The sequence below is a fragment of the Actinoplanes sp. M2I2 genome, from assembly GCF_023544445.1.
Lineage (GTDB): Bacteria > Actinomycetota > Actinomycetes > Mycobacteriales > Micromonosporaceae > Actinoplanes.
On record NZ_JALPVJ010000002.1, the window covers coordinates 281,329 to 307,276 of the forward strand.

The following is a 25,948-nucleotide window of genomic DNA, read 5'->3' on the forward strand; positions in this document are numbered from 1 at the left end:
TCACTGGAGACGCAGGACGGTGAAGGAGTTGGCCGGGAAGGTCCAGTCGAGCGTGGTGCCGGGGGTGGAGGAGACGGGGACGACGCGGGTGACGTTCGCCGCGTCGTTGCGGTCGCCGCGGGCGCCCTGGAGCTGGGTGACGCGCATGGTCGGCGCGGTCGGCCGGAAGCCGTTGAGGCTGATCGCCGGCGTCTGCGCGGCCGGGCCCGAGTTGACCACTTGCAGCTGCAACGTCGTGCCGTCGGTCTTGGCGGTGACGTGGAGCGCCGGATTGCTGGTCGTCGCGGCGACCGCGGTGGGCAGATAGCTCTCGGCGATCATCCGGGTGACGTGACCGGGAGGCTGCAGCCAGCTCCGGCGGGTGTCGAAGAAGACCAGGCCCTGGTCCCAGCCGTCGTCGTTCTGGCCGTCCGGCTGCAGCGCGTTGGCCGAGGTCACCACGCTGACCCGGTTGCCCAGGCTCTCGAACGCCCCGATCGCCACGGCGTTGGCCAGCGCCCGGCTGACGTCGTGCTGGTCGGCGTTGAGCTCGAGGATGTTGATCCGGTAGTCGACGTCCGGGCGGTAGCGGTGGACCCAGGTGTCGAAGCTGTCCACCGCGTCGACCAGGTGCGGCACGGCGTACGGGTCGCTGGTCCACACGTGCAGGTCGATGGCCAGCCGTCCGCCCGCGGCCGCGGTGGCGTCGAGGATCGACCGATACGCCGACAGGCTGGTCAGCCCCGAGTGGGCGCCGGTGACACGCTCGGGGTCGGCGATCACGTCCTCGTAGCTGAAGTCGCCGACGGTCAGCGTCAGGGTCGGGTCCTTGGCCCAGATCGCCCGGGCCCCGGCGACGAACTTGGCCGCGAACGCGTCGTCCACCCGTTGCTCGTTGCCCAGCTCGAGGTGGTCGACCCGGTAGGGCGCCGGGTGCCCGTCGGCCGCCCGCTGGGCGCCCCAGTACGTATCGACGGGGGCCTTGAGATAGTCGACGAAGTCGGCCAGGTCGGCCGGTGTCTCGTCGATGTTGAGCGTCGGGATGCCCGAGATCCCCATCGCCTCACACAGGTTGAGGAACTCGATGATGCCCCAGCCGTGGGTGTCGACCTTCGTGCTCCAGAAACCGTTCAGGATCGGCCGGTTCTCCCGCGGCCCGATCATGTTCTTCCACCGGTACCCGGGCACGTTGACGGCCAGGCCGCCGAACCGCAGCACGCTCACGCGCTGGTCGGCCAGCGCGTCGGCGATGTCCTTGCGGACCGGCAGATCGCGGAACCGGCCCCAGGAGCCGGGCTGGACGAAGACATAGCCGAGATCCGCTGTGCCGGGGGAGTTCAGCGTGATGGAGACGGCGCCGGTGGGGTTGCTCGTGGCCGGGGTGAAGGTGAACGGGTACTTGGCCCAGTCGCCGCGGGCCGTCACGGTGGAGCTGCCGCCCTCACCCGACACGGTCACCGTGACGGCCGGCCCCGGGGTCCGCAGGTAGACGTACCCTTCGTACGGCCGGCCGGCGATCAGGTTGATGCCCCAGCGGTTGAGCCCGCGGTTGTCCACCCCGAACCGCCCGGAGCCCGCGGTGTAGGTGATCCGCTGGCTCTGCGCACCGCGGAACGGCCGGTCGGTGGTCAGCGACAGCGACCCGGTGGCGGTGCCGGAGGCGGTCCGCCGCCACTGCCCGCTGACCCCCGGCTCCACGGCCGGCTCGCCGAACACCTCGCCGTAGATCAGCTGGCTGTACAGGCCGCCGTAGATCTCGTGGTTGACGTTCTCCAGGCCGGAGCCGGTCATCCGGCGGCTGATCGGGGCGGCCTCGGCGTTCAGGGCGTTGACCGCGATGGTGTTGCCGACCGGGGCGATCTCCCAGGTCTGGTCGCGGGCGCCGATGTCGTCCCAGATCTGCGCCGGCGACTCGCGGGCGGTGGCCGCGCCCACGACCGACAGGACACCCGACGGGCGCCGCTGGTTGGACAGCCGGTAGAGGCCGTCGGCGCCGGCCCGGATGGCCCAGCCCTGATCGGTGGCGTCCACGTCGTCGTAGATCATCGCGCGGGTGCCGTTGGTCGTTTGCCCGCCGAGCAGCGACAACAGCCGGCCCGACTTGTGGTTGACGACGTGGTACCAGCCGTCGCCGTTGTCGACGATCCGCCAGAATTGGTCGGGCTGGTTGATCTGCTCGTACAGGTCGGCGACGGCGTTGTTGCCGGTCGCCCCGCGCAGGACCGACAACGCCGTCCGGCTGTTGTGGTTGACGATCGTGTAGAGCTTGTCTGGGTCGAAGGTCTGGACGGGCACGATCTGCCAGTCCTGGCCGGCGGCGCCGGCCGCGGCCCGCACCTGGACGCGACTGTTGTCGGCCCCCGACCCGGCCACGGACAGGACGGCGGACGGCCGCTTGCGATTGCTGATGCGGACGTGACCGGCCCCGCTCGCCGTGACGGTCCAGTCCTGGTCGGGTGCGGTGCTCAGGTATCTCCACAGGTGCGCGGGAGTGCCGTCGGCGGTGGCGCCGTTCACGGTCGACAGGGCGCGGCCGCTGCGCTTGTTGATCAGCTTGACGTACCCGAGGTCCGACCGTTCGATCGTCCACAGCTGGTCGGACGCGCCGACGTCGCGGTGGACGATGCCGGCCGTCCCGTCCGCGGTGCCCCCGCCGAGCGCGGACAGCAGACCGCCACCGGCCCGGCTGACGATCTTGTAAAAGACGGTGGTGGAGTCACCCGCCTCGGCGGCGGCCGCCGATGGTGAACCGGCGGCCGCCGGTTGGGCCGGCGAGAATCCCGACATGCCGATGGTGAGGGCGGCGAGGGCGGACACCGGCCGTTTCATGTGCTTGCCTTGCGCGCACCGGCCAGCCGGCGGGACCGGATGCGGTCGGTCGTGACGGCCACGGCGAGCACCAGGCCGAGCACGATCTGCTGGTAGTACGGCGAGACGTGCAGGATGACCAGGCCGGTGTTGATGACGACGAGCAGGATCGCGCCGAAGGCGACCCCGACGACCCGGCCCGCGCCCCCGGACAGGCTGATCCCGCCGATCACCGCCGCGGCGATCGCCGTGAGCTCCCAGCCCTGCCCGACACCGGGCTGGCCGACCGACAGCCGGCTGGTGATCAGCACGCCGACCAGGCCGGCGCAGAGCGCGCTGACGACGTAGGCCAGCATGATCCGCCGTTCGGTGCGGATGCCGGCCAGCCGGGCGGCCTCGCGGTTGCCGCCCACGGCGTAGAGCTGACGGCCGGCGTAGGTGCGCTCCAGGAAGACCCAGGCCACCACGCAACAGACGATGAAGATCACCGTGGGGACCGGGACGAGCAGCAGGCGGTACGCGTTGAGGTCGGTGAACGACTCGCTGACGCCGTCGATCGGGAAGCCCTTGGTGATGGCCAGCGCGGCCCCGCGGGCGGCCACCAGCGTGATCAGCGTGGTGACGAAGGGCGGGACGCCGAGCCGGGTGACGAACAGGCCGTGGACGACGCCGATCGCGGCCGCCAGCAGCAGCGTCAGCCCGATCGAGGGCAGCGTGGGGAGGCCCGCGCTCGCGTTCAGCCACGCCGACAGCACCGCGGTCAGGGCCACCACCGACCCCAGTGACAGGTCGATGCCCCCGGTCAGGATCACGAAGCTGACCCCCAGCGCGAGAATCCCGTACTGGGCCAGGTCGAAGCCCATGGTCTGCAGGTTGGACACCCCGGCGAAGTTGTCGCTGGCCGCCGAGAACGCGAGGAACAGGACGATCACCGTGGCGATCACCCCGATCTCCGGGGTGGCGGCCAGCCGGGTGACCAGCCGCCGGCCGGCCGGCTCCTGGGCGGGCTCGGGCGGCGTGACGGCCGGCGTCTCCGTGGGCGCGGCGGTCATCGTGCGGCCCCGATGGTGGCGGCGGTCATTACTGCCTCCTTGCTGAACTGGTCGCGGTCGAAGGTGCGCACGAGTCGCCCGTGCGACATGACGGCGATGCGGTGGGTCAGCTGCATCAGCTCCTCCAGTTCGGAGGAGGCGACCAGGACCGCCATGCCGTCGGCCGCGGCCTGCTCGATGAGCCGGTAGATGCCGGCCTTGGCGCCCACGTCCACGCCGCGGGTCGGTTCGTCGAGCAGCAGCAGCCGGGGCCGGGCGGCGAACCACCGGCCGAAGACGGACTTCTGCTGGTTGCCGCCGGACAGCCCGCGGACCGGCTGCTCGATGGACGTGCACTTGACGGTGGCCGCCTGGGCCGCCTCGGCCGCGAAGGCGCGTTCCCGCCGGGGCGAAAGGAAGAACCGGGAGACCGAGAGGGCCGGGAGCACGGCCAGCGAGACGTTCCGCCGGACCGGGTCGTCCAGCAGCAACGCCTGATGCTTGCGGTCCTCGGGCACCAGCCCGACACCGGCCGCGGCCGCGTCGGCCGGGCTGCCCGGGTCGTACGGCCGGTCGTCGAGCGTCATCACCCCGCCGGTGCGGGGGATCGCGCCCATCACCGTGTGCAGCAGCCGGCTGCGGCCGGAACCCATGAGCCCGGCGACGCCGAGGATCTCACCGGCCCGCAGGGTCAGGTCGATCGGTCCGATGCCGGGCGCGGTCAGGGCACTGGCGGTGAAGGCGTTCCGGTCCTGCGCGGCCGTGCGGGGCTCGCCGACCAGGTCGCTCAGCTCCGCGCCGACCATGGCCCGGACCAGTCGCTGCTCGGTGGCCTCGCCGGGGGTCAGGTCGGCGACCAGCCGGCCGTTGCGCAGCACCAGCACCCGCTGGGCGACCTCCCGGACCTCGTCGAGGCGGTGGCCGATGAACACCACCACCGCGCCGGCGTCGGCCAGCTCCCGGGCCGCCGCGAGCACCGCGGCCGACTCGACCGGGCCGAGCGCCGAGGTGGGCTCGTCGAGCACCAGGACGCGGGGGTTCCGGCCGAGCGCCTTGGCTACCTCGATGAGCTGCTGCTGCGGCACGGTCAGCGTCTCGACCAGCCGGTCGGTGCCGATCGTGGCGCCGATCCGGTCGAGCAGGGCCCGGGCCTGGCGGCGCTGGGCGGCCCGGTCCACCAGCACCCTGCGGGTGCCGGTCGGCGGGTGGCCGAGAAGCAGGTTCTCGGCCACCGACAACTGGCCGACCAGCGGGAACTCCTGCGATACGTGGGCCGCCCCGAGCTGCTGGGCGTGCCCCGGATCGCCGGTGCGCAACGCGACCCCGCCGATCTCGACGGTGCCCTCGTCCGGGCGGACGATGCCGGACAGGATCCCGGTCAGGGTCGACTTGCCGGCGCCGTTCTCGCCGACCAGCGCGACGATCTGGCCGCCGTGCAGATCGAGGCGCGGCACGTCCAGCACGGTCGTGGTGCCGTACGACTTGCGCAGGCCCGTCAGTCGTACGGTGGTCGCGTCGGTCGTCACTGCGCCGGCACGCCCAGCTCGGCCAGGCCGCTCTGGAACTGCTCGAGGTTGGACCGGGTCACCAGGCCGATGCCCGAGCTGAGGGTGCGCACCCCACTGGCGTCGGTGAGGTACGGCTCGACGATCTTGGCGGTCGCCTCGGGGCCGAGCACCTTCATCGCCGTGAGCAGATAGACGCCGAGATAACCCTGCTGGTAGGGGCGCTGCAGGATCATCGCCTGGATCACGCCGTCCTTGACGAACTGCACGGTCTTGGGCTCGGCGTCGTCGGCCACCACCTGCACCTTGCCGGCCTTGCCGGCCGCCTGGACGGCCTGGCCGACAGCCGGTCCGACGTAGGACCAGACCGCGTAGATGCCGCCCAGGTTGGGGTTGGCCTGCAGCGCGGTCTGCGCGTTGGACAGCGCCTTGGCCGGGTCGGCGTCGTCGGTGAGGGTCTGCACGATCTTGATGTCGGTGCCCTCGATCGCCTTGGTGAAGCCGGCGATGCGCTGAGTGGCGTTGGCCGCGGTGAGCGAGCCGGCCAGGATCGCCACCTCACCCTTGCCGTTGAGGAGCTTCTTCATCGCCTCGCCGGCCTGCACGCCGGCATCGAAGTTCGGGGTGCCCAGATAGAGCACCGGCTCGCGGGTGCCGGGCAGCGGCGAGTCGATGGCGACCACGTCGATCCCGGCGCCCAGGGCGGCGTCGACCGGTCCCTTGACCGCCGCCGGGTCGACCGCGGACAGCGTGTAGCCGGACACCTTCTGGGCCCGCAACGTGTCCAGGATGGACAGCTGCCGCGTCAGGTCGCCGCCCTGGGGCGCCTGGAACTCGGCCTTGACGCCGAGCTCCTTGGCCGCGTTGTTCAGCCCGGCCTCGCCTTCGCGCCAGAAGGCCGACGGGTTGTTGATGACCATCGCGACGTTCACGTCGGCGACGCTCTTGCCGGCCATCTGCTTCTTGATCTCGGCGGTGATCTTGCCGAGGTTGTCGTCGTTGAAGGTGATCGAGCCCGGCAGGTCGGCCGGCGGTGCGGTGTCCGCCGCCGCGCCGGTGTCGTCGCCGCTCTTGCTGCAGCCGGCCGCGGTGACGACGGCCAGCGCCACCGTCAGGGCGATGGCTGTCCGGCGGAGTCTTTCCCGCATGGTGCCCCCTCATGGATTCGTATATACGAACGCTGTTTACATTTCCGTTCGGTTACGTGACTATCGACCCATGGCTTCATCGATGTCAATGCCCGGCTCCGGAAGACCGCGGACAGTCCTCGTCGGTTGCGGTGCGATGGGGGAGATGGCCGCGAAACTCGTCTACGCCGCCCCGGACGCGCCGGCCGAGGTGGTCGCCACGGTCGATGTGCGCGCCGATCGGGCGGCCGCGGTCGGGTCGCTGCTCGGGGTCCCCGGCTTCGCCTCCCTCGCCGAGGCCGTGGCCGCCGTCGAGCCGGACGCGGCCGATCTGCGGTTACCGCACGACCTGCACGCCGCGGCGGTGCTCGAGGCGCTCGCCGCCGGGTTGCACGTGCTGGTGGAGAAGCCGCTGGCCACCACGGCGGACGACGCGCGGGCCCTGGCCGAGGCGGCCCGGCGCAGCGGCCGGGTGGTCGCGGTGGCCGAGAACTACCCGCACCTGCGGACGGTGCGGGCCGCCGCCGAGGCCATCGCCGCCGGCCGGATCGGCGACCTGGTCGCGGTGCGCTCCACCCGGGCGTACCGGATCGGGGGAGTCTGGGTCCGGGACGGCTGGCGCACCGGCGCCGGGTCGGCGGCCGGCATCCTGCTCGACCAGGGCACCCACCACACGAGCCTGCTGCGGCGGCTGGCCGGGGACGTCGTCGCGGTGTCGGCGGCGCCCGGCCGGTCGGCCGGCGACACCGTCGGGCTCACCCTGCGGTTCGCCTCCGGGATCGTCGGCCAGTCCCTCTACACCTGGCAGACGCCCGCGACCGTCGTCGAGACCGAGGCCACCGCGTACGGCACGAGCGGGCGCATCGACATCGGCATCGCCTATGACACCGCGGACGGCCGGGCTGTGCTGACCACGCCGGACGCCCCACCGGAGACGCTGACTGCCGGGGAGAACTACTACGACAGCCACGCCGTGATGGTGGCCGACTTCGCCGCGGTGATCCGGGACGGGCGCGCACCGGTGGTCGGCGTGGCCGACGCCCAGGCTGACCTCGACGTGGTGCTGGCCGCGGCCCGATCGCTGGCCGAGGGCGGCCGCGAGATCCGGCTGGAGGAGGCCGCATGACCGAACTACCGAGCCGATCGGTCCTCGGGGGCCGCGACCGTGCTCCCGCGCGGGCCAACTACCGGGCGATGGGCCTGACCGACGACGATCTGCGCCGTCCCATCATCGGCATCGCCAACACCTGGACCGGCACCATGCCCTGCAACGCCGGGCTGCGGGAGCTGGCTGTGGCGGTGGCCGACGGCATCCGGGCGGCCGGCGGGACCCCGATGGAGTTCAACACCATCGCCGTCTCGGACAGCATCACCATGGGCACCCCGGGCATGCGGGCCTCCCTGGTCAGCCGGGAGGTGATCGCCGACTCGATCGAGCTGATGGGCCGGGCGCACAGCTTCGACGCGTACGTCTGCCTGGTCGCCTGTGACAAGACGACGCCGGCGGCCATGCTGGCCATGGCCCGGCTCGACCGTCCGGCGCTGATCCTGCACGGCGGCGCGATGGCCCCCGGGCACTGGCGCGGCCGTCAGGTCACCTCGGCCGACGTCTACGAGGCGCTGGGCGCGGTCGCCACCGGCGAGCTGACCGACGACGACCTGCGCGACCTGGAAGGCGCGGCCTGCCCGGGCATCGGCGCCTGCGGCGGCCAGTTCACGGCCAACACGATGGCCACCGTGCTGGACGCGATGGGCCTGTCCCCGTCCGGCTTCAACTCGATCCCGGCGGCCGACGAGACCAAGACACCGGCCGCGGTCCGCGCCGGCGCCACGATCATGCGGCTGCTCGAGGACGGCACCACCGTCGGGAAGCTGCTCACCCGCGCGTCGTTCGAGAACGCGGTGGCGGTGGCGGCCGGCTCCGGCGGCTCCACCAACGCCGTCCTGCACCTGCTGGCGCTGGCCGGGGAGGCCGGGGTGCCGCTCGACCTGGACGACATCGACGCGATCAGCCGGCGTACGCCCCTGCTGGCCGACCTCAAGCCGGGCGGCCGCTATCTGGCCACCGACCTGTACGCGGCCGGGGGCATCCCGCTGCTGCTGCGCCGGATGCTCGACGACGGCCTGCTCGACGGGACCGTGCCGACGGTGGAGGGCGTGGACCTGGACGCGGCGGTGGGGCCCGTCGCCCCGCCGGCCGCCAACCGCGACATCGTCCGCCCGGCGGCCGACCCGGTGCAGGGGGAGGGCGGCCTGGTCGTGCTGCGGGGCAACCTCGCCCCGGACGGCGCGGTGGTCAAGGTGACGGCGACGACGCCGCGCCGGCACACCGGACCGGCCCGGGTGTTCGACGACGAGGCGGCCGCCTACGCGGCCGTGACCGGCGGCCGGATCATCTCCGGCGACGTCGTGGTGATCCGCGGCGAGGGCCCGCGCGGCGCGCCCGGCATGCCGGAGATGTTGCAGGTCACCGCGGCCATCGTCGGCGCCGGCCACGGGTACGACGTGGCTCTGGTGACCGACGGGCGGTTCAGTGGGGCCACCCGCGGCCTGATGATCGGGCACGCCTGTCCCGAAGCCGCCGCCGGTGGGCCGCTGGCCGCGCTCCGCGACGGCGACACCATCCGTATCGATGTCGACGAGAGAACCCTGGAGGTGCTGGACGTGGATCTGGCCGCACGAGAACACGTGGTCTGCGGGCGCGTCCCGGAACCCGGCGTGTTCGCCAAGTACGCTGCGATGGTCGGGCCGGCGTCGACCGGCGCGGTGACGGTCCGATGAACGTCGTCATCACCGACTGCGACCACGGCGACGTGGACCGTGAGCGCGCCCTGCTCACCCCGCGGTTCGATCTGACCGTCGCCGACTGCCGCACCGAGGACGACGTGCTGGCCGTCGCGGCCGGCGCCGACGCGGTGATCTGCCAGTACGCGCCGGTCACCGACCGCGTGCTGGCCGGGCTGCCGCGCTGCCGCGTGGTGGTTCGCTACGGGGTCGGCTACGACAACATCGACACCGAGGCCGCCGCCGCGCGCGGGATCTGGGTGGCCAACGTGCCCGACTACGGCGTCGAGGAGGTCGCCGCGCACGCCCTGACCTTGAGCCTGACGCTGCTGCGCGGGGTCGACCGGCTGGCCCGGCGGGTCCGGGCCGGGGAGTGGGACTACCGGGCGGCCCGGCCGCTGCGCCGGATCAGCGAGCTGACCCTGGGCGTGATCGGGTACGGCCGGATCGGCGCGACGTACGCCCGGATGGCCACCGGGCTGGGCGCCCGCGTGCTGGTGTCCGACGTCCGGCCGTTGCCGGCGGCCGGGCTGACGCCGGGGGCCCGGGCGGTGGCCCTGCCCGACCTGCTGGCCGCGGCCGACCTCATCTCGGTGCACGTGCCCGCCGGCGCCGGCGGCGTGCTGCTCGGCCCGGCCGAGATCGCCGCCATGCGTCCCGGCGCCTACCTGGTCAACACCGCCCGGGGCTCGCTGGTCGACCAGGACGCGCTGCTCGCCGCGCTCGACGACGGCCGGCTCGCCGGGGCCGGGCTGGACGTGCTGGCCGAGGAACCCCCACCGCTGACCGGCCTGGTCGGCCACGAGCGGGTCGTGGTCACCCCGCACAGCGCCTGGTATTCCGAGGAGGCCTTTCGCATGTTGAAGGACGACGCCGCCCGAGAAGTGGCGCGGGTGCTCGACGGCGGGCCGCCCCGCCACCCGGTGAACGACGTGCGCGCGGCGGCCGGCCGATGAAGGCTCTGGTCTGGCGGGGCGCCGACGTGGCCGTCATGGACGTCCCGGCCCCCGACCGGGTGCCCGGCCGCGCGCTCATCGACGTCGCGTTCGCCGGGATCTGCGGCACCGACCTGCACATCCGCGACGGCGATCACCCGCGGGCCAAGCCGTCGCTGATCCTCGGGCACGAGTTCGCCGGGCGGCTGGCCGAGCCGGCCGGGGGACTGGCCGCCGGTACCCCGGTGACGGTCGAGCCGCTGCTGTGGTGCGGTCGTTGCCCGGCCTGCCGGAGCGGCGCCCGGCACGTCTGCGAGCGGCTGCGGATGATCGGCATCGACGAGCCCGGCGCGGTGGCCGAGCAGGTGTCGGTCCCGGCCGAGCTGCTCCTGCCGTTGCCGGCGACGATGGACCTGCGGTTCGGGGCCTTCGTGGAACCGCTCGCCGTGGCCGTGCACGCGGTGCGCCGCAGCCGGTTGCGCCTCGGTGAGGTCGCCGTCGTCGTCGGGGCCGGTCCGATCGGGCTGGCCGTGGCCACGTGCGCCCGGCTGGCCGGCGCGACCGAGGTGCTCGTGGTCGAGCCGGCCGAGATGCGCCGCGAACGGGCCCGGGAGCTGGGCTTCACCGTGGTCGACGGCGCGACGCTGACCGCCGCGCGCGAGGCCGGCGAGGGGGTCGGCCAGGTGCTGTTCGACACCGCCGCGGCGCCGGCGGTGGCCGCCGCGACGACCGGCTGGATCGACCCGGGCGGCCGGATCGTCCTGGTCGGCGTGTACTCCCGGCCGGCCCCGGTCGACCTGCAACGGGTGACCTTCGCCGAGATAGAGATGATCGGCACGCGGGTCTACCGGCGGGACGACCTGGAGACCGCGATCCGGCTGCTGGACAGCGGCGCGGTCGACCCGCGGCCCCTGCTCACCCGGACGGTGCCGCTGGCCGCCGCGGACACCGCCCTGGATCTGCTGCGGGCCGGGTCCGAGATCAAGGTGCTGATCGAGGTGGCGGCATGAAGGCGCTGGTGAAGACCGCGGCCGGGCCCGGGCACCTCGAACTGGCCGACGTGCCCGAGCCGCAGGCCAAGCCCGGGTGGGTCGTGCTCGCCGTGCGCTACGGCGGCATCTGCGGCACCGATCTGCACATCGAGGCCGACCGGCATCCGTACTATCCGCCTGTGGTGTTGGGTCACGAGTTCGTCGGTGTGGTCGCCTCGGTGGGGCCGGAGGTGACCGGCTGGTCGGCCGGTGACCGGGTGGTCTGCGAGCCGCACGCGCTGTTCTGCGGCCGGTGCGAGCAGTGCCGGCGCGGTCTGGTCCGGCTGTGCGCGTCCAAGCGGGCGCCCGGGTGGGGGATCGACGGCGCGTTCGCCCCGTTCGTCGCGGTGCCGGCCGCGCTGCTGCACCGGGTGCCCGACGAGGTGCCGGACGAGCGGGCCGCGGTGTGCGAGCCGGCCGCGGTCGCCGCCCGGGCCCTCAACCGGGTGGGCATCGTGCCGGGTGACCGGGTGGCCGTTCTCGGGCCGGGACCCATCGGCATCCTGGCCGCGCTCCAGGCCGCCGCCCGGGGCGCCGACCGTACCGTCCTGATCGGGCGCGACCCCGGTTCGGCGCGGATGCGGACGGCCGCGGAGCTGGGCGTGGAGTGTGCCACCGACCTCGTCGGCGAGGTCGACGTCGTGGTCGACACGACCGGCTCGAGCGCGGCGGTGACGGCCGGGATCGGGGCGCTGCGGCGCGCCGGACGGCTGGTGACGGTCGGCGTCGGTGACGAGACGTTCGCCGTGCCGTGGCGGGACGCGCTGTTCCGCTCGGTCGACGTGAAGTTCAGCTTCAGTTCCGCGTACGAGGACTGGCGGGGCGTGCTCAGCCTGATGCGCCGAGGCGCGCTGCCGGCCGAGCGGCTCACCACCGTGTTCGACCTGGCCGACTGGGAGCGGGCCTTCGCCGCCGTGGCCGATCGCCGGGTCACCAAGGCGCTGGTCCGGCCGTGACGGTCACCTACACCGCACGGGCGGTCACCGAGGTCCGGGCCGAGCACGCCGAGGGTCCGGCCTGGGACGGGCGGCGCGAGGAGCTGCTGTGGGTGGACCAGTTCGCCGGCCTGGTCCACCGGGCCCGGTACACCGGCGGCGAGCTGCGGCCCGTCCGGACGTACCAGGTGGGCCGGCCGGTCGGGGCGGTGGTGCCCATCTCGGGTGCGGACGGCTGGATGCTGGCCGCCGGCGCCGGGTTCCTCCGGCTGTCGGCGGACGGCCGCACCGAGGTGGTGGCCGAGCCCGAGGCCGCGGTCCGCGACACGAACCGGATGAACGACGGCAAGTGCGACCCGCGCGGGCGCTTCTACGCGGGCAGCATGGCCTGGTCCAAGCGGGCCGGCGCCGGATCGCTCTATCGGTACGACGGCCAGGTGCACGCGATCCTGCGCGACGTCACCATCTCCAACGGTCTGGCCTGGTCGGCCGCGGGGGACCTGATGTATTACATCGACACCCCGACCGGGCGGGTGGACGTGTTCACCGTCGGCCGGGACGGCGAGCCGGTCGATCGGCGGCCCGCGTTCGCGATCGACCCGGCCGACGGCGCGCCCGACGGCATGTGCGCCGACGACGAGGACTGCCTGTGGGTGGCGTTGTGGGGTGGCCACCAGGTCTGCCGGTACGCGCCCACGGGCGAGAAGCTGGCCACCGTCGAGGTGCCCGCGCCGCAGGTCTCCAGCTGTGCCTTCGGCGGGCGGACGCTGTTCATCACCACGTCCCAGGAGGGCTACACGCCGGCCGACTCGGCCCGGCACCCGGACGCCGGACGGCTGTTCGCCGTCGACCTGCCGGTCGGTGGCCCCGCGGCCACGCCGTTCACATCGAGGTCTTGACCTCGCGCAGCCGTTCGCCCAGGGCGGCAGCGGCCGCCTGGACGTCGGCGCCCAGCTCGGCCAGCCGCTCGTCGGGCATCCGCTGCAACGGCACGGACAGGCTGATCCCGGCGGCCGGCCAGCCCGGCGCGTCGATCGCCGCCCCGGCGCAGCGCACCCCGGCCGTGGACTCCTCGTTGTCGATTGAGTAGCCGCGGCGCCGGGTCTCGCCCAGATCGCGCAACAGCGCCGGCATGCTGCTCACCGTGGCCGGGGTCAGCGTGCGCAACCGGCCCGGGTACATCGCCCGGACCTCCTGGTCGGACAGCAGGGACAGCAGGGCCTTGCCGATGCCGGTGGCGTACGCGGTGACCCGGACGCCGGACGCCGTGGTCAGGCGGACCGGCTGGGACGACTCGAGCCGCTCCAGATAGAGCACGTCACCGTGGTCGAGGATGGCCAGGTGGCACGTCTCGTTGTGCCGCCGGACCAGGTCGCGCAGGATCGGCTCGGCCAGGCGCAGCAGCCCGGTGCGGACCGGATAGGCCGACCCCACCTCGAACGCGGTCAGCCCGACCCGGTAGCGGCCGTTCTGGTCGCGCACGACGTAGCCGCACTCCTCGAGGGTGGCCAGCAGGTTGTGCGCGCTCGCCTTGGGCAGCTGGGACACCCGGTGCAGCTCGCCGAACGTCATCGGATCGGGGCTGACGGCGATGGTCCGGAGCAGAGCGAGGGCACGCTCCACGGTCCGCACGGTTCGCATAAGCGAACACTATACGTGGGGCAACGATATCGGTCTCTTCGGCGGAGCGCCGGTCGTGTCACCGGGTGAGCAGCCGGCAACACAAAGAATTGCCGGATCGGCGGCAGCAGCCGATGGGGTCCACCGCGTTGATCAATCGGAGTCATCCCCTGGTCTCCCTTGAACTCCCGAGGAGTCGCACCCCATGGCATCCAGCCGCAGCCGTATCAAGGTCGTGGCGGTGACGGCCGCCGCCGTCGTCGCGCTCGGCGTCGGAGTCGGCACCGCGAGCGCGGGCACCCGTGATCACTGGTGGGGGAGCCGGCCGGCCAAGCCGATCGCCTCCGCCAGCCGCGCCCCGAGCGCACCGCCGGTCACGACGGTGACCACCCCGCGCGCGAGCACCTCCCCGCGCTCCACCGCCTCGACCCGGCCGACCTCGACCCGCGCGACGACCTCGCCGCGCGCGACCACCTCGCCCACTCCGTCGACGTCTCCCAAGGCGACCACCGTCGCGTGGGCGGCGCCCCCGGCCAACGCGAACTTCGATTATCAGATCGGGGCGCCTTACCCGCCGCCCTCGGGCGTCACCGTGGTGACCCGCGACTACACCGTGAGCCCGGCCACGGGCGCCGGCATGTACAACATCTGTTACGTCAACGCCCACCAGGTGCAGCCCGGGGCGGACTCGTGGTGGCAGGCCAACCACCCGGAGCTGTTGCTGCGCGACGCCCGGGGACAGCTGGTCATCGACGAGGACTGGGACGAGGTGATGCTCGACTACTCGACGGCGGCCAAGCGGGCCGCGCTGACCGGCGTGGTGAGCGGCTGGCTGGGCGCGTGCGCGAGCAAGGGCTACCAGGCCGTCGAGCTGGACAACCTGGACTCCTTCGGCCGTTCGAAGGGTCTGCTGTCCGAGGCCCAGTCGGTCGCGTACGCCACGTCTCTGACCACCGCCGCGCACGGCAAGGGTCTCGCCGTGGGGCAGAAGAACACCGCCGAGCTGACCACCACGCAGTCCCGCGGTGTCGGCTTCGACTTCGCGGTCGCCGAGGAGTGCGGTCAGTGGGACGAGTGCGGCGAGTACACGCGCACGTACGGCAACAAGGTGATCGTCATCGAGTACACTTCGGCCGGGTTCACCAAGGCGTGCAACGCCTTCGGCAGCAAACTGTCGATCGTGCAGCGGGACGTCAACGTCACCGCCCCGGGTTCGAAAGCCTACGTCCGGAAGGCTTGCTGAGCTGTCCTCTCGCTACGCCCCGGAGATCTCGCGAGGCGACCAGGCCACCATGACCACCGATGACGACTTCGACGAGTTCGTGCGCAGCCGCGGGCAGGCACTGCTGAAGTTCGCGTACGTGCTCTCCAGCGACGCGCACCTCGCCGAGGACATCGTCCAGGAGGTTCTGGCCCGGATGCACCGGCGCTGGGACAGGATCACCGCGATGGACAATCCCGAGGCCTACGTGCGGACCTCGATCGTGCGGCAGTTCCTGTCCTGGCGCCGGCGGCGGGCATCCCGGGAGGCCGTCCTGGCCCAGGTGCCCGAGCCGGCGGGCATCGACGAACCGCAGCAGCAGGTGCTCGCCCGGGACCAGATGTGGCAGCTGCTGGCCGGGCTGCCGCGCGCCCAGCGAGCGGTACTGGTGCTGCGGTTCTATGAAGACCTTCCGGACGACGAGATCGCCAGGACACTGGGCTGTGCGGAATCGACCGTGCGGGCACATGCTTCCCGGGCGCTGGCCCGGATGCGCACCACGTTGGCGGAGAGGAGGGTGGGCGACGATGGATGAGCTGGACCGGCTTCTGGCCGGAACGATGCGCGACGCCGCCGGCCGCGCTCCCTCGGATGTCGGGCTGCTGGACACCGTGCACCGGCGGTCCCGCCGGCATCACCGGCGGCGGGTGGTCACGTGGGTGGCCGCCGCCGCGGTCGTGGTGGCTGTCAGCGTGCCGTTCGTCACTCTCCGGTCCACCCGTCCTGACCCGGTCGTACCGCCGGGGATCACCGCGCCGGCCGAGTCCCCACCGGCCGAGGTCCCGCAGCCGTCCGCCCCGCCCCCGCAGCCCTCCGTCACCTCGCCGAGCACGTCACCGAGCCGTGGCCCGTCCTCGTCCCCGCCGCGGAGCGTGACGTCGGGCAGCCCGGTCAAGCTCGGCGACGGGTGGGTCGCGCCCACCTTCCCGTACGCGTTGCCCATCGTCGAGGGACGGAGGCCGGCCGTCGTCTCGCTGGTCGGCGGACGCCTGACGGCGTACTACGAGGCGACCGACCTCCGCCGGCACGCCGATATCGTGCTCACCGTGTCCGGCCGGAAGCCGCAGTTCGCCACCTCCGCGACCGAGCAGCCGACGCCGGTGCGCGGGCATGCCGGCACCCTGCGCACGGTCGACGTGCAACCGGCGCGACAGCTCACGCTGTACTGGCGGGAATCGGCGAAGCGCTGGCTTCAACTGGCCACCGACGACACGTACACGCCGGAACAGGTCGTGGCGCTGGCCGAGTCATTGACACCGGCGTCGATCGCGGTGCCGCCGCCCTTCCGGCTCGACCTCGCCCCCACCGGGCTGGTGATCGACACGGTCACCCAGTCGCGGATGGTCTTCCGGCCGAACGGCGCGGCGCCGGGCACCGAGGCGTTCAGCACGGTGCTGCGCACCCGGCGCCAGCTGACCGGGATCAACCGGAAGGTCAACGGGTACGACGCGGCACTCACCCGCCGCGACGGCCGGGTGGCCCTGGCGATCGACGTCACCGACTGGAACGCGACGCTGGAGGTGAGTGTCGGGAACGGTCTCGTCATCACCGACGCCGACCTGCTGCGGTTCGCCGCGGGCATCCACATCCTCAACCGCTCGAATCCTGAGTAGACAGCTGACGGGTTGTTTGTCGCTCGTGTCCAAGGAGAGAGGCGCGAAGGCCAGTACCGTACTGAACGTCATAAATACGGCTGAAGGCGGAGGAACCTGCATGCTGGAGAGCGCGGGTCCGTCCGTCGGCCGTGACGTTCGCTTCGTGAGGCTGAGCTGTGCTTTCTCTGATGCTGGACCTGGTGGGGGTCTTCGCCTTCGCCACCTACGGCGCTTCGCGGGCGCTGCAGGCCCGGATGAACATCTTCGGCGTCTTCGTCTTCGTCTGCGCCGGTCTGGTGGCGATGGGCGGCGGCACCGTCCGGGAGATCATCCTGCGGGGGACCCCGATCTACCTGGTCGACTATTGGTACGTGCTGGTCGTCGTCCTGGCAGTGATCACGGCGATCCTGTCGTTGCGCCTTTCCGTCCTGATGGAGCGCGGGCTTCTCGTGCTCGATGCGATCGGCCTGGGGGCCTTCGCGTTGTTCGGCGCGATGCGGGCCGCGGAACACGGTTTCGGGCTGGGCGGGATGATGCTGTGCGGAGCGCTCACCGCGGTCGGTGGCGGCGTTCTGTGTGACCTGGTGGTCGGTCGGCCGCCCGACCTGTTCCACGGCGACCTGGCCGCCGTGCCCGCTCTGGTGACAGCGGTGCTGGCCTGGTTGCTGCGGGACCATCTCGGTGAGCCGGCGGTGGTGCTCGCGCTGGTGGGGGCCGCGGTGGCGATCCGGCTGATCACCCTGCTCCGGGGCTGGACCCTGTGGGTGCCGGCCCGAGGAGGTGACCGGCCTTCGTCGTACGACCCGTGGTGGAACCGCACGACGGTGGTGCTGCCGGTGGTCGGCGGGTGGGACCGGCTCCCGGACGACGCGCGGAACGTCACCGCTCGCCGCTGAGCGGCCCGATGGCCTCCGGCCGGTCGGACGCCGGGCGGAGGTGACCGGCGTCCGACAGCGAGCTGTCCCGCCTACTTGATCAGTTCGGCCGCGCGGGCGCCGATCGCGACGCAGGGGGCCATGGTGTTCCCGGAGGTCACCCGGGGGAGCACCGAGGCGTCGGCGACACGCAGGTTGTCGAAGCCGCGGACCCGCAGTTCGGAGTCGACCACGGCGCGCTCGTCCGTGCCGATCCGGGCCGTCCCGCACTGGTGCCAGAAGGTGCTCGCCGCGTGCCGTAGGTAGGTCGCGACCTCGGCGTCGGACACCGGTCCGGGGATGGCGCGACTGCCGCGATAGGGACCCATGGGCTGGGACTGGCCGATCTCCGCGGCGAAGCGGTACGCGGCGACCGCGTCCCGTACGTCGTCGGGGTCCTCGAAGAAGCCGGTCTCGATGACCGGAGGACTCGAGGAGTCGGCACCCAGTCGCACCGAGCCCCGCGACCGCAGGCGCATGCCGAGCAGGAACGTGAAAGCGGGATCAGGTCGTCCGTACCGTGTCTCCGCCTCGGGACTCATGAAGGCCGAGGCGCCCGAGTACATCACGAACTGCGGCGACTCCGGCCGGCCGTCGGAGCCCCAAAAACACACTGCCTGGGCCCGGGGCGGCGGGGGAAGCTCGCTCTCGCCCGCGCCCCACACGCAGCCGAACAGGAGATGGTCGTCGAGATTGGCGCCGACCCCGGGCAGGTCGCCCCGGACCGTGATGCCCCTGTCCTCGAGATGGGCGGCCGGTCCCAGCCCGGACTGCATCAGGATCTTGGGAGTTTGCACGGCTCCCAGGCTCAGGACGACCTCCCGGGTGGCGCGGTATCGGACGACGCGGCCCCCGGACACGACTTCGACGCCGACGGCGGTGCTGCCTTCGAAGAGAACCCTCGTGATCAGGGTCCCGGTCAGGACCGTCAGGTTCGGCTGGTGCAGACGCGGGACCACCAGGGTCTGGTACGGCGACCGGCGTTGACCGTCCTCGACGATCTCGTCCCGGACGGCGCAGCCGGCGCCCTGCTCGGCCAGCTCACCGTTCGGGCTGTCGAAGCGCCGGAGACCGGCAGCCTCGGCCCCGGCGAGCATCGCGGAGAAGAACGGATGCGTCGGCTGGGCCGGCTGGACGTGGATCGGACCCCTCATTCCCCGCCGGTCGGGGTCGGGGCTGCCGCGCCAGGTCTCCAGCCGGCGATAGGTCTCCAGGATGGAGCGGTAGTTCCAGCGCTCGTCGGCGCTGATCCGGGCGAGGTCGTCCCAGTCGGTCCGGTGCCCGCGGGACCAGACGCCGACGTTGATGCTCGACCCACCGCCCAGCCCCTTGCCCATGGAATAGAACAGTCGCCGATCGGCGACCTGCCGGCTCGGTTCGGTGAGGTATCCCCAGTCGCGTTCGCTGCCGAGGTTCTCCGGCCAGCGATCGGGGTCGGAGACGCGTTCGTCCGCGTCGTCCGGTCCGGCCTCCAGCAGCAGCACCCGCAGGGAGGGATAGGTTGCCAGCAGGCCGGCGACCGTGGATCCGGCCGACCCCGCCCCGCACACGATGACGTCGAATTCGCCGCCGACCGATCGGCCGCTCGCCGGGGCGCTTCGACGGGGCTCCTGCTGCGCATTCATTGCGATCCTCCGGTAGCGCGGATCGCCCAGGGCTTCGAGCCGTCGCCTCGGGTCAGGTCAGGCGGCGGGCCTTGGCCGGGCGGTGTCGAAAAACCGTAGACCCTCCCCGGCGGTGCGGCCTTGGACGACAGCGCCATGACGGTGGCGCTCGGATCCCATCGGCCGTCGGGGCCGGCCTCGCGCTGCCGGAGCCGGGCCTATCCGTCGGACGCTCGTTCGCCGTCGAACGACCGGCGGTGCGCGTCGACGTCCGGGAGGTGCCGGACGATCCACTGCAGAATGTCCTGCATCGGCCCTCTCAGCGTGAGCCCCAGGTCGGTGATGCGGTATTCGACGGCGACCGGGGAGCAGACCCGCGAGGGCGAGCGCGACCTCGAGGCGGTCCTGCGGTCTCTCGCCTGACGGCACCGCCCTTTCTGGCGCTGTCGATCAAAATTCCTGGCGCTGTCGTTCAAGGAGCTGACCAGCCCGTTTCTTATCGTCAGGAGATGCCGTCCGACCGCCGCCCGGGAGTTCCTTTGAGGTCTGGTAAGCGTACGAAATCCCCGGCTGGTCGGTTTGCCGAGATCTCCACGGCAACCGTTCCGAGCGGGCAGCGAAAGGTGCTGGGACGGGCCGTGGTTCTCGGCGGCAGCATCGCCGGGCTGATGGCCGCTCGCGTGCTCAGCGAGCACGCGGAGGAGGTGCTGATCATCGAGCGGGACGACCTCGCCGCGCTCGACGTGTCCGACGAGCGGATGGCGGCCGACCCGGACGCGGTCGGCAGCCGTCCCGGGGTGCCCCAGGGCGGGCAACTGCACGCCATGCTGCCGGCCGGGCAGATGCAGTTGGAGCGGTGGTTCCCCGGTTTCGCCGAACAGGCCTGGGCCGCCGGCGCGGTCGACACGCCGCCCCGCGCGGTGCGTCTGTATCTCAACGGTCAGCTGAACCCGCACCTGCCGGCGGCACCGGGCACGGAGGGCACGTTCGCCAGCCGGGCCTTCCTGGAGGCGCTGATCCGCAACCGGGTGCTCGCCCGGCCCAACGTGCGGGTCCGGCACGGCCGGGTCGACGGTCTGACCATGTTCGGCGACACCGTGACGGGCGTCCGCTTCCAGCCCGCCGGCGGCGGCGCCGCCCTCGAGGCGTACGCCGACCTCGTCGTGGATTGCACCGGCCGATCGAGCCACCTCGGCGCGTGGGTCGAGGCGCACGGCTTTCCCCGCGCCCCGATGCGGCGCGTCGGCATCAAGCTGACCTACGCCACCGCCCGGGTCCGGCGCCCGGCCGACGCGGACGTCTGGATCGCGACGTCGGTCGTCACGCCGGGACCGGGACGCTCGGCGCGGATCGGCTTCTTCACCCCGATCGAGCACGACCGCTGGAGTGTCCTGGTCGCCGGGTACGGCGAGGACAAGCCCGGCCGCGACCCGGCCCAGTTCCTCCGGCGGATGGGCGAACTGCCACCGGAGTTCCGGGCGGTCGCCGCCGATCCGGATCAGATCGGCGAAGTGGCCACCTATCACCAGGCCGACAGCCGGCGCCGGGACTTCCATCTGCTCGAGCGCCTTCCCGCCCGGCTGCTTGTCGCCGGCGACGCGGTCGCGTCGTTCAATCCCACGTACGGCCAGGGCATGAGCGCCGCCATGCTGCACGCCTCATGTCTGTCGTTGTATCTGCGGGAGGACCCGGATCTCGACCGCCCGGCCCGGTCGTATTTCGCGGACGTGAATCTGGTCGTCGACGCCGCCTGGCAGAGCGCCGCGCAGATCGATGTGGCGCTGCCCCATGTCACCGGTCCGTACCCGCGCGGCTATCGGATGACGAAGTGGTTCAGCGACCGCGTCGTGGCGGCCGCCCGGAAGGACGAGCGGGTGAACCGCGACGTGAGCCGGGTCTCGTCGCTGCTCGCCCACCCGAAGACCCTGGCGCGCCCGGCCTTCCTGCTGCGGGTGCTCACCAGATGAGCAGGCCGGGCTGACCACCCGCACCGGCCGGCGGCGGTATGCCGGTTCCATCGCTTGATCGCTCCCGCAGCGGGAGCCCAGCCATCAAGTGAACTACAAAGGAGGACAGTAATGAGCGACGCGAACGCTCGATGGCCGATCTGTCTCGTCAGCCGGTTCGAGGCTGTCGACGCGGCGGCCTTCCACACGCTCGTCGATGAACTGCGGAAGACGGCGGCGTCGGTGACCGACGAGCCGGGGCACGTTGCCTACGAGCTCCTGATCGAGTTGTCCACCGCGCGAACTCTGTACGTGGTCGAGAGATGGGCCACCGAGGCCGACGCTCGCCGTCATGAGCAGTTGGTCGTCAGTAACGGTGCGGTGGACCGCGTTGCCCCGTTGCTCGCGGAGCCGATCAATACGGTGACCCTGGCCCCCGTCCCCGCTGAGCACGAGGGCGGTGACCCCCGATGAACCTGTCCGGACGACACATTCTGGTCACCGGCGCCGGGACCGGTATGGGGCTGGAGGCGGCCAAGCGTTTCAGCAGCCATGGTTGCCGCGTCATCATGGTCGCGCGTCGCGAGGATCGTCTGCGCGCCGAGGCGGCACAGCTGCCCGACGCGGTGGCGTTCCCCTGCGACCTCTCCGACACCGGCGACGTGCGGCGGCTGCTCGACTTCGTCGCCACCGAACACCCCAGCTTGGACACGGTGCTGCTCAACGCCGGTGTGACCCACACCTACCGGTTGTTCGGCGAGGACGATGCGTACGCCTTCGCCGAGCAGGAGGTGCGGACGAACTATCTGTCCGCCGTGCAACTGATCGACGGCCTCGTACCGATCATCGGGGGGCAGCACGATCCCGCGTTGATCGTCACAACCTCCGGCGCGGCCTTCGCCCCCGACATCACCAATCCGACTTACAGCGCCACCAAGGCCGCGCTGCATTCGCTGACCCAGGCGGTCCGTCTGCAGCTCGAGCGCAACGGCTCACCCATCAGGGTCTTCGAGTTCATGGCCCCCCTGGTCGACTCGCCGTTCTCGGCCGGCGTGCGATCGGATCAGAAGATGCCGCTCGGTGAGGCCGTCGCTGAACTCCTCGCCGGCCTCGAACGCGACGAGCTGGAACTTCGCGTCGGTGGCTCCGAGGACATCTACCAGGCACTTCGCCAGTCGTCCGACGCGGCCGTACGCATCGTGAACGCCGCGACGGGCGGCTGAAACACAACAGTGAAAGGACGAATTTCATGACTACCTGGTTCATCACCGGAGCGTCTCGCGGCCTCGGCCGGGAGATGGTGGAGCAGGCCCTGGCCCAGGGCGACCGGGTTGCCGCCACCCTGCGCCGCCCGGAACAGCTGGACGACCTGGCCGCCGAGTACGGCGATCGGCTGTGGCGGGCGTCCCTGGACGTGACCGATCTGGCGCAGCTCGAGGACGTCGTGGCTCGCGTGTTCGCCGCCCATGAGCGGATCGACGTGGTGGTGTCGAACGCCGGGCTGGGCGTGTTCGGCGCCGCCGAGGACATCACGGACCAGCAGGTCGAGAACATGATCGCGACCAACCTGACCGGATCCATCCAGTTCGCGCGGCGGGTCGTGCCGCACCTGCGCGAGCAGGGCGGCGGCGTCTTCGTGCAGCTGTCCAGCCAGGGCGGTCACATCACGTTTCCCGGCTTCGCGATCTATCACGCGACCAAGTGGGGCGTCGAGGGCTATTTCGAGTCGATGGCCACCGAGATCGCCCCGTTCGGCATCAGAACGATGCTGGTCGAGCCCGGTCTGGTGCCGACCTCGTTCTACGCCGCGGCCGAGCGGGTCCCGCCGAGCGCGCCCTACCGGGGCGGGCCGGCCGATCAGCCGCCGGTGCCGATCGAGGAGATGGTGGCCACGCAGTCCGGCACCGCCCACGCGGTGCTCGCCGCCGCGACCTCGGACGAGCCGCCTTTGCGGCTGCTGATCAATTCCGATGCGTACGAGGCGGTCACCGCCGGCCTGCGGAAGCGGCTCGCCGACCTGGAGAGCCGGCGCGACACGGCGTACGCCGCCGACGCCGAATACCCGAAGGCGAACGATCGGTGATGAGATTCGTCTATCGTCGGGCACCATGGCGGACCTGACGCTGCTGGGATTGCGCGTGGTGGTGGAGGTGGCCCGGTCGGGCTCGTTCACCGGCGCGGCCCAGGCGCTGGGCTACACCCAGTCCGCGATCTCCCGCCAGATCAGCGCCGTCGAGGCGGCCGTCGGCAGCCCGATGTTCGAACGGCAGGCCCGGGGCGTGCGTCCCACCGCCGCCGGCGAAGCGCTGCTGCGGCACGCGCGGCGGGTGCTCGCCCAGCTCGAAGCGGCCGAACGGGAGATGGCCGGTCTGCGCGATCAGCTGGCCGGTCATCTCACCGTCAGCGCCTACCCGACAGCCGCCGCGAGTGTCGTCCCCCGCGCCATCGGCCGCCTGCGGGAGCAACACCCGGCACTGACCGTGGCGGTGTGGGAAGCGAGCAGCCCGGCGCAACTGTTGCGGTTGCGGGCGGGCGGGGTCGACGTCGCGGTCATGGGTTCGGGCACCGGTCTGCCCGACTACGACCTGGACGGGCTTCGCGTCGAGGCCGTCCCCATCCGGCGCGGGCTGGGGGTGGCCGTCGGCCTCGACCATCCCCTCGCCGCCCGCGACGAGATCGAGGTGGCCGACCTGATCGACGAGGCGTGGATCGTCGGCGTGGGCGCCGAGGGTGAGCCACAGTTCGGGCCCTGGCCCTCGCTGGAGAATCCGCGGATCACCGGCCGGGCTCAGGGCTGGCCTTCGCGTCTCGGGATGGTCGCGGCCGGGATAGGCGTCACGGTCGTACCCGGGCTGGCCGCCGACATCGTTCCGGCCGGGGTGAAATGGCTGCCTGTCGCCGACCCGGACCTCGTGCAACGGCGGGCGACCCTCATCGTCACGCCCCAAGCCCGGTCGACGGCCGCCAGTGTTGTCGTCCGGGCTCTCCGGGACGAGCTGGGAAAGTACGGGCCGCCGGATCGCCGGCACGACTGAGCCGTAGGTCTCGGGCAGGGAGTGGACATGACGTTCGACATCGGCTTCGCCACGGCGGAGACCGTGCTGGTCACCGAGGTGACGGAGCTCGTCAACCAGGCGTACCGGGACGGCGAGAAAGGCTTGTGGAAGGACGGTGTGGGCCGCACCACGCCGGCCGAGGTGCGGGCGCTGGCCGAGGCCGGCGAGCTGGTCGTCGCCCGTTCACATGGCACCGTGGTCGGCGCCCTGCGTCTGCACCGCCTCGGGCCCGGCCAGGCCGGCCTCGGCATGCTCGCGTCCCGGTCACGACGGAAGGGCGCCGGTGTCGGCACCGCCCTGGTCGACCACGCCGAGGCCTGGGCGGCCGGAGAGAACCTGACGACCATGCAACTCGAGATTCTGACACCGCGCAACGGGCGGCACCCGTACAAGGATTTCCTGATGGACTGGTACGAACGCCGCGGCTACCGGCTGGTCACCACGACCGGGCTCGACCGGTTCCACCCGCACCTGGCGCCACTGCTGGCTGTCGACTGCGACGTCCGCGTCTACCGCAAGGCGTTGTCCCCGGCTGGGGCCTGAGAGCCCGGCGCACGCCGAGTTGGGGACTACCGCCGATAGCTGGCCGGGGCCACGCCGTACTCCTGGCGGAACGCGGCCGCGAAACGGCTGGCGCTGGTGTAGCCGCACGTCATCGCCACCTGCTGCACACTCAGCCGGCTGTTGCGCAGCAGACCGGCCGCATGCTGGAGCCGGAGCCGGGTGAGATAGCGGTGCGGAGTGAGCCCGGTCGCCTTGCGGAAGGTCCGCAGGAAGTGGAACTTGCTGATGTTGACCAGCGCGGCCAGTTCGTCCAGCCGGACCTCGTGACCGAGCCGGTCCCGCATGTAGTCGAAGACGATCTCGAGTTCCTTGCAACCCAGCAGGTTCGCGTCCGCCTCGATCCGCTCCCGCTTGGCCGAGTCGGCCAGGGTCGTGTAGACGAGATGGGTCAGTAGCGACTCCGCGATCATGTCGGCGTAGAGACCGGCCGCACCCGCTTCGAGGGCTCGGCGAAGAGCCGACAGCGACGTCGACACATAGACGTCCTCAAGGGACAGGGCATCCAGTCTTTCGGCGTCCCGGTGAGCGAGGCCGAAACTGTCCAGGGCCTGGTGCACCGCCGCGGCCTGGAACCGCAGATGCAGCGACTCGAGCTTCAGCTGATCGGTCGACCGCCAGCGGAACACACTCCCGCGGCCCGGGGCGTTCACCCCCACCGAGCCAGGACCGTACTCCGCTCGTCGCCAGGTCCGTTCCTGCCGGCTCTCGATCGTGTATCGGCCGCACGTCACCATGACGAGCGACAGGTCGGGGGAGGCCGGGGCGACGAAGTCCGGAAGCTGTGGGGGGTCCTTGTACAGCTCCACGCGAGCCACCCGCCAGCCCAGACCGACGCTGGACATCAGCGGCGTGCCCGGTCCGTGCGCCGGGACAGCTGAGGTCAGGGGGCGAGTCACGACACGTTCCTGGAACGGGTTCTGACGTACTGCGTCGGGGTCTGGCCGTATCGCTTGCGGCAGGCCCGGACCAGGTGACTGCTGTCGGCGAACCGCCACCGGGCCGCCGCCTCCGTCACACTGAGCCGGGACTCCGATCCGGTCAGGTCGGCCAGGGCGTTCTCCAGCCGCCGGCGACGCACGTACGCCATCAAAGACTCACCCTCACCGGCGAAGGCCCGATTCAAAGTCCGCCGCGAGACGTGCAGCTCGCGCACCAGAAGGTCCGGTGCCAGCGCCTGGTCGGCCAGCATTCGCTCCACGAGCCGTCGTGCCGCGACGACCACCGGGGACGCGCCATAGTTCTCCTGCATGGTC

The 25,948-nt window shown here is 72.0% G+C and carries 24 protein-coding genes; 16 read left to right on the plus strand and 8 right to left on the minus strand.

Going from position 1 to position 25,948, the window contains the following annotated elements; translation table 11 throughout:
- Genes HJC40_RS05060 through HJC40_RS05075 form a run of 4 tightly spaced genes read right to left on the minus strand, consistent with a single transcriptional unit; the run spans position 1 to position 6,471 of the window.
- Positions 1-2,808, minus strand: a complete 2,808-nt coding sequence (locus tag HJC40_RS05060) for an RICIN domain-containing protein (RefSeq protein WP_249998547.1) — start codon at positions 2,806-2,808, stop codon at positions 1-3.
- Positions 2,805-3,839 (minus strand): ABC transporter permease, encoded by a 1,035-nt coding sequence (locus tag HJC40_RS05065; protein WP_249998548.1) that lies wholly within the window; start codon positions 3,837-3,839, stop codon positions 2,805-2,807. The genes HJC40_RS05060 and HJC40_RS05065 overlap by 4 nt, the downstream gene beginning before the upstream one ends.
- Positions 3,836-5,344, minus strand: a complete 1,509-nt coding sequence (locus tag HJC40_RS05070) for a sugar ABC transporter ATP-binding protein (protein WP_249998549.1) — start codon at positions 5,342-5,344, stop codon at positions 3,836-3,838. Before HJC40_RS05070 ends, HJC40_RS05065 begins: the two co-directional genes overlap by 4 nt.
- Positions 5,341-6,471, minus strand: coding sequence for a substrate-binding domain-containing protein (locus HJC40_RS05075; protein WP_249998550.1), 1,131 nt, complete (start codon positions 6,469-6,471; stop codon positions 5,341-5,343). Before HJC40_RS05075 ends, HJC40_RS05070 begins: the two co-directional genes overlap by 4 nt.
- An 88-nt stretch (positions 6,472-6,559) precedes the next feature.
- On the opposite strand from HJC40_RS05075, the gene HJC40_RS05080 reads away from it, so the two are divergent.
- Genes HJC40_RS05080 through HJC40_RS05105 form a run of 6 tightly spaced genes read left to right on the plus strand, consistent with a single transcriptional unit; the run spans position 6,560 to position 13,034 of the window.
- Complete coding sequence (locus tag HJC40_RS05080) at positions 6,560-7,576, plus strand: Gfo/Idh/MocA family protein (RefSeq protein ID WP_284042775.1); 1,017 nt, start codon at positions 6,560-6,562, stop codon at positions 7,574-7,576.
- Positions 7,573-9,231, plus strand: coding sequence for a dihydroxy-acid dehydratase (locus HJC40_RS05085; RefSeq protein ID WP_249998552.1), 1,659 nt, complete (start codon positions 7,573-7,575; stop codon positions 9,229-9,231). The genes HJC40_RS05080 and HJC40_RS05085 overlap by 4 nt, the downstream gene beginning before the upstream one ends.
- On the plus strand, positions 9,228-10,190 hold the full coding sequence (locus HJC40_RS05090; protein WP_249998553.1) for a C-terminal binding protein: 963 nt from the start codon (positions 9,228-9,230) through the stop codon (positions 10,188-10,190). The genes HJC40_RS05085 and HJC40_RS05090 overlap by 4 nt, the downstream gene beginning before the upstream one ends.
- Positions 10,187-11,179: a zinc-binding dehydrogenase gene (locus HJC40_RS05095; protein WP_249998554.1), complete on the plus strand. Its 993-nt coding sequence runs from the start codon at positions 10,187-10,189 to the stop codon at positions 11,177-11,179. Before HJC40_RS05090 ends, HJC40_RS05095 begins: the two co-directional genes overlap by 4 nt.
- Positions 11,176-12,156, plus strand: coding sequence for a zinc-binding dehydrogenase (locus HJC40_RS05100; protein ID WP_249998555.1), 981 nt, complete (start codon positions 11,176-11,178; stop codon positions 12,154-12,156). The genes HJC40_RS05095 and HJC40_RS05100 overlap by 4 nt, the downstream gene beginning before the upstream one ends.
- Positions 12,153-13,034, plus strand: coding sequence for an SMP-30/gluconolactonase/LRE family protein (locus HJC40_RS05105; RefSeq protein ID WP_249998556.1), 882 nt, complete (start codon positions 12,153-12,155; stop codon positions 13,032-13,034). The genes HJC40_RS05100 and HJC40_RS05105 overlap by 4 nt, the downstream gene beginning before the upstream one ends.
- Here the strand turns inward: HJC40_RS05105 and HJC40_RS05110 are convergent.
- Positions 13,018-13,776 carry an IclR family transcriptional regulator gene (locus tag HJC40_RS05110; RefSeq protein WP_249998557.1) on the minus strand — a complete coding sequence of 253 codons (759 nt, stop codon included), beginning with the start codon at positions 13,774-13,776 and terminating at the stop codon, positions 13,018-13,020. The genes HJC40_RS05105 and HJC40_RS05110 overlap by 17 nt on opposite strands.
- 184 nt (positions 13,777-13,960) lie before the next feature.
- Here HJC40_RS05110 and HJC40_RS05115 point away from each other — a divergent pair, with 184 nt between their 5' ends.
- From HJC40_RS05115 to HJC40_RS05130, 4 genes are all read left to right on the plus strand, one after another.
- Complete coding sequence (locus HJC40_RS05115; protein ID WP_249998558.1) at positions 13,961-14,998, plus strand: endo alpha-1,4 polygalactosaminidase; 1,038 nt, start codon at positions 13,961-13,963, stop codon at positions 14,996-14,998.
- A 49-nt stretch (positions 14,999-15,047) separates the two neighbouring features.
- Positions 15,048-15,551: a SigE family RNA polymerase sigma factor gene (locus tag HJC40_RS05120; RefSeq protein WP_249998559.1), complete on the plus strand. Its 504-nt coding sequence runs from the start codon at positions 15,048-15,050 to the stop codon at positions 15,549-15,551.
- Positions 15,544-16,629, plus strand: coding sequence for a hypothetical protein (locus HJC40_RS05125; RefSeq protein WP_249998560.1), 1,086 nt, complete (start codon positions 15,544-15,546; stop codon positions 16,627-16,629). Before HJC40_RS05120 ends, HJC40_RS05125 begins: the two co-directional genes overlap by 8 nt.
- 170 nt (positions 16,630-16,799) lie before the next feature.
- Positions 16,800-17,507, plus strand: coding sequence for a trimeric intracellular cation channel family protein (locus tag HJC40_RS05130; protein WP_249998561.1), 708 nt, complete (start codon positions 16,800-16,802; stop codon positions 17,505-17,507).
- Between the two features lie 71 nt (positions 17,508-17,578).
- Here the strand turns inward: HJC40_RS05130 and HJC40_RS05135 are convergent, their stop codons facing one another.
- Positions 17,579-19,150, minus strand: a complete 1,572-nt coding sequence (locus HJC40_RS05135; protein WP_249998562.1) for a GMC family oxidoreductase — start codon at positions 19,148-19,150, stop codon at positions 17,579-17,581.
- A gap of 602 nt (positions 19,151-19,752) precedes the next feature.
- Here HJC40_RS05135 and HJC40_RS05140 point away from each other — a divergent pair.
- From HJC40_RS05140 to HJC40_RS05165, 6 genes are all read left to right on the plus strand, one after another.
- A complete protein-coding gene (locus tag HJC40_RS05140) occupies positions 19,753-21,096 on the plus strand; it encodes an FAD-dependent monooxygenase (protein WP_249998563.1) in 1,344 nt (447 codons plus the stop codon).
- Positions 21,097-21,207: 111 nt separating this feature from the next.
- Entirely contained in the window at positions 21,208-21,549 is a 342-nt protein-coding gene (locus tag HJC40_RS05145; protein ID WP_249998564.1) for a putative quinol monooxygenase, read from the plus strand.
- Positions 21,546-22,298, plus strand: a complete 753-nt coding sequence (locus HJC40_RS05150) for an SDR family oxidoreductase (RefSeq protein WP_249998565.1) — start codon at positions 21,546-21,548, stop codon at positions 22,296-22,298. Before HJC40_RS05145 ends, HJC40_RS05150 begins: the two co-directional genes overlap by 4 nt.
- 26 nt (positions 22,299-22,324) lie before the next feature.
- Positions 22,325-23,158, plus strand: coding sequence for an SDR family oxidoreductase (locus HJC40_RS05155; protein ID WP_249998566.1), 834 nt, complete (start codon positions 22,325-22,327; stop codon positions 23,156-23,158).
- Between the two features lie 25 nt (positions 23,159-23,183).
- The gene (locus tag HJC40_RS05160; RefSeq protein ID WP_249998567.1) at positions 23,184-24,110 is read left to right on the plus strand and encodes a LysR family transcriptional regulator; all 927 of its coding nucleotides are present in this window, start codon (positions 23,184-23,186) and stop codon (positions 24,108-24,110) included.
- A gap of 27 nt (positions 24,111-24,137) precedes the next feature.
- Positions 24,138-24,674 carry a GNAT family N-acetyltransferase gene (locus HJC40_RS05165; RefSeq protein WP_249998568.1) on the plus strand — a complete coding sequence of 179 codons (537 nt, stop codon included), beginning with the start codon at positions 24,138-24,140 and terminating at the stop codon, positions 24,672-24,674.
- A gap of 26 nt (positions 24,675-24,700) precedes the next feature.
- On the opposite strand, the gene HJC40_RS46050 is transcribed toward HJC40_RS05165, so the two are convergent.
- The gene (locus HJC40_RS46050; protein ID WP_249998569.1) at positions 24,701-25,591 is read right to left on the minus strand and encodes an AraC family transcriptional regulator; all 891 of its coding nucleotides are present in this window, start codon (positions 25,589-25,591) and stop codon (positions 24,701-24,703) included.
- Positions 25,588-25,944: a helix-turn-helix transcriptional regulator gene (locus HJC40_RS05175; RefSeq protein ID WP_249998570.1), complete on the minus strand. Its 357-nt coding sequence runs from the start codon at positions 25,942-25,944 to the stop codon at positions 25,588-25,590. Before HJC40_RS05175 ends, HJC40_RS46050 begins: the two co-directional genes overlap by 4 nt.
- Positions 25,945-25,948: the final 4 nt, after the last annotated feature.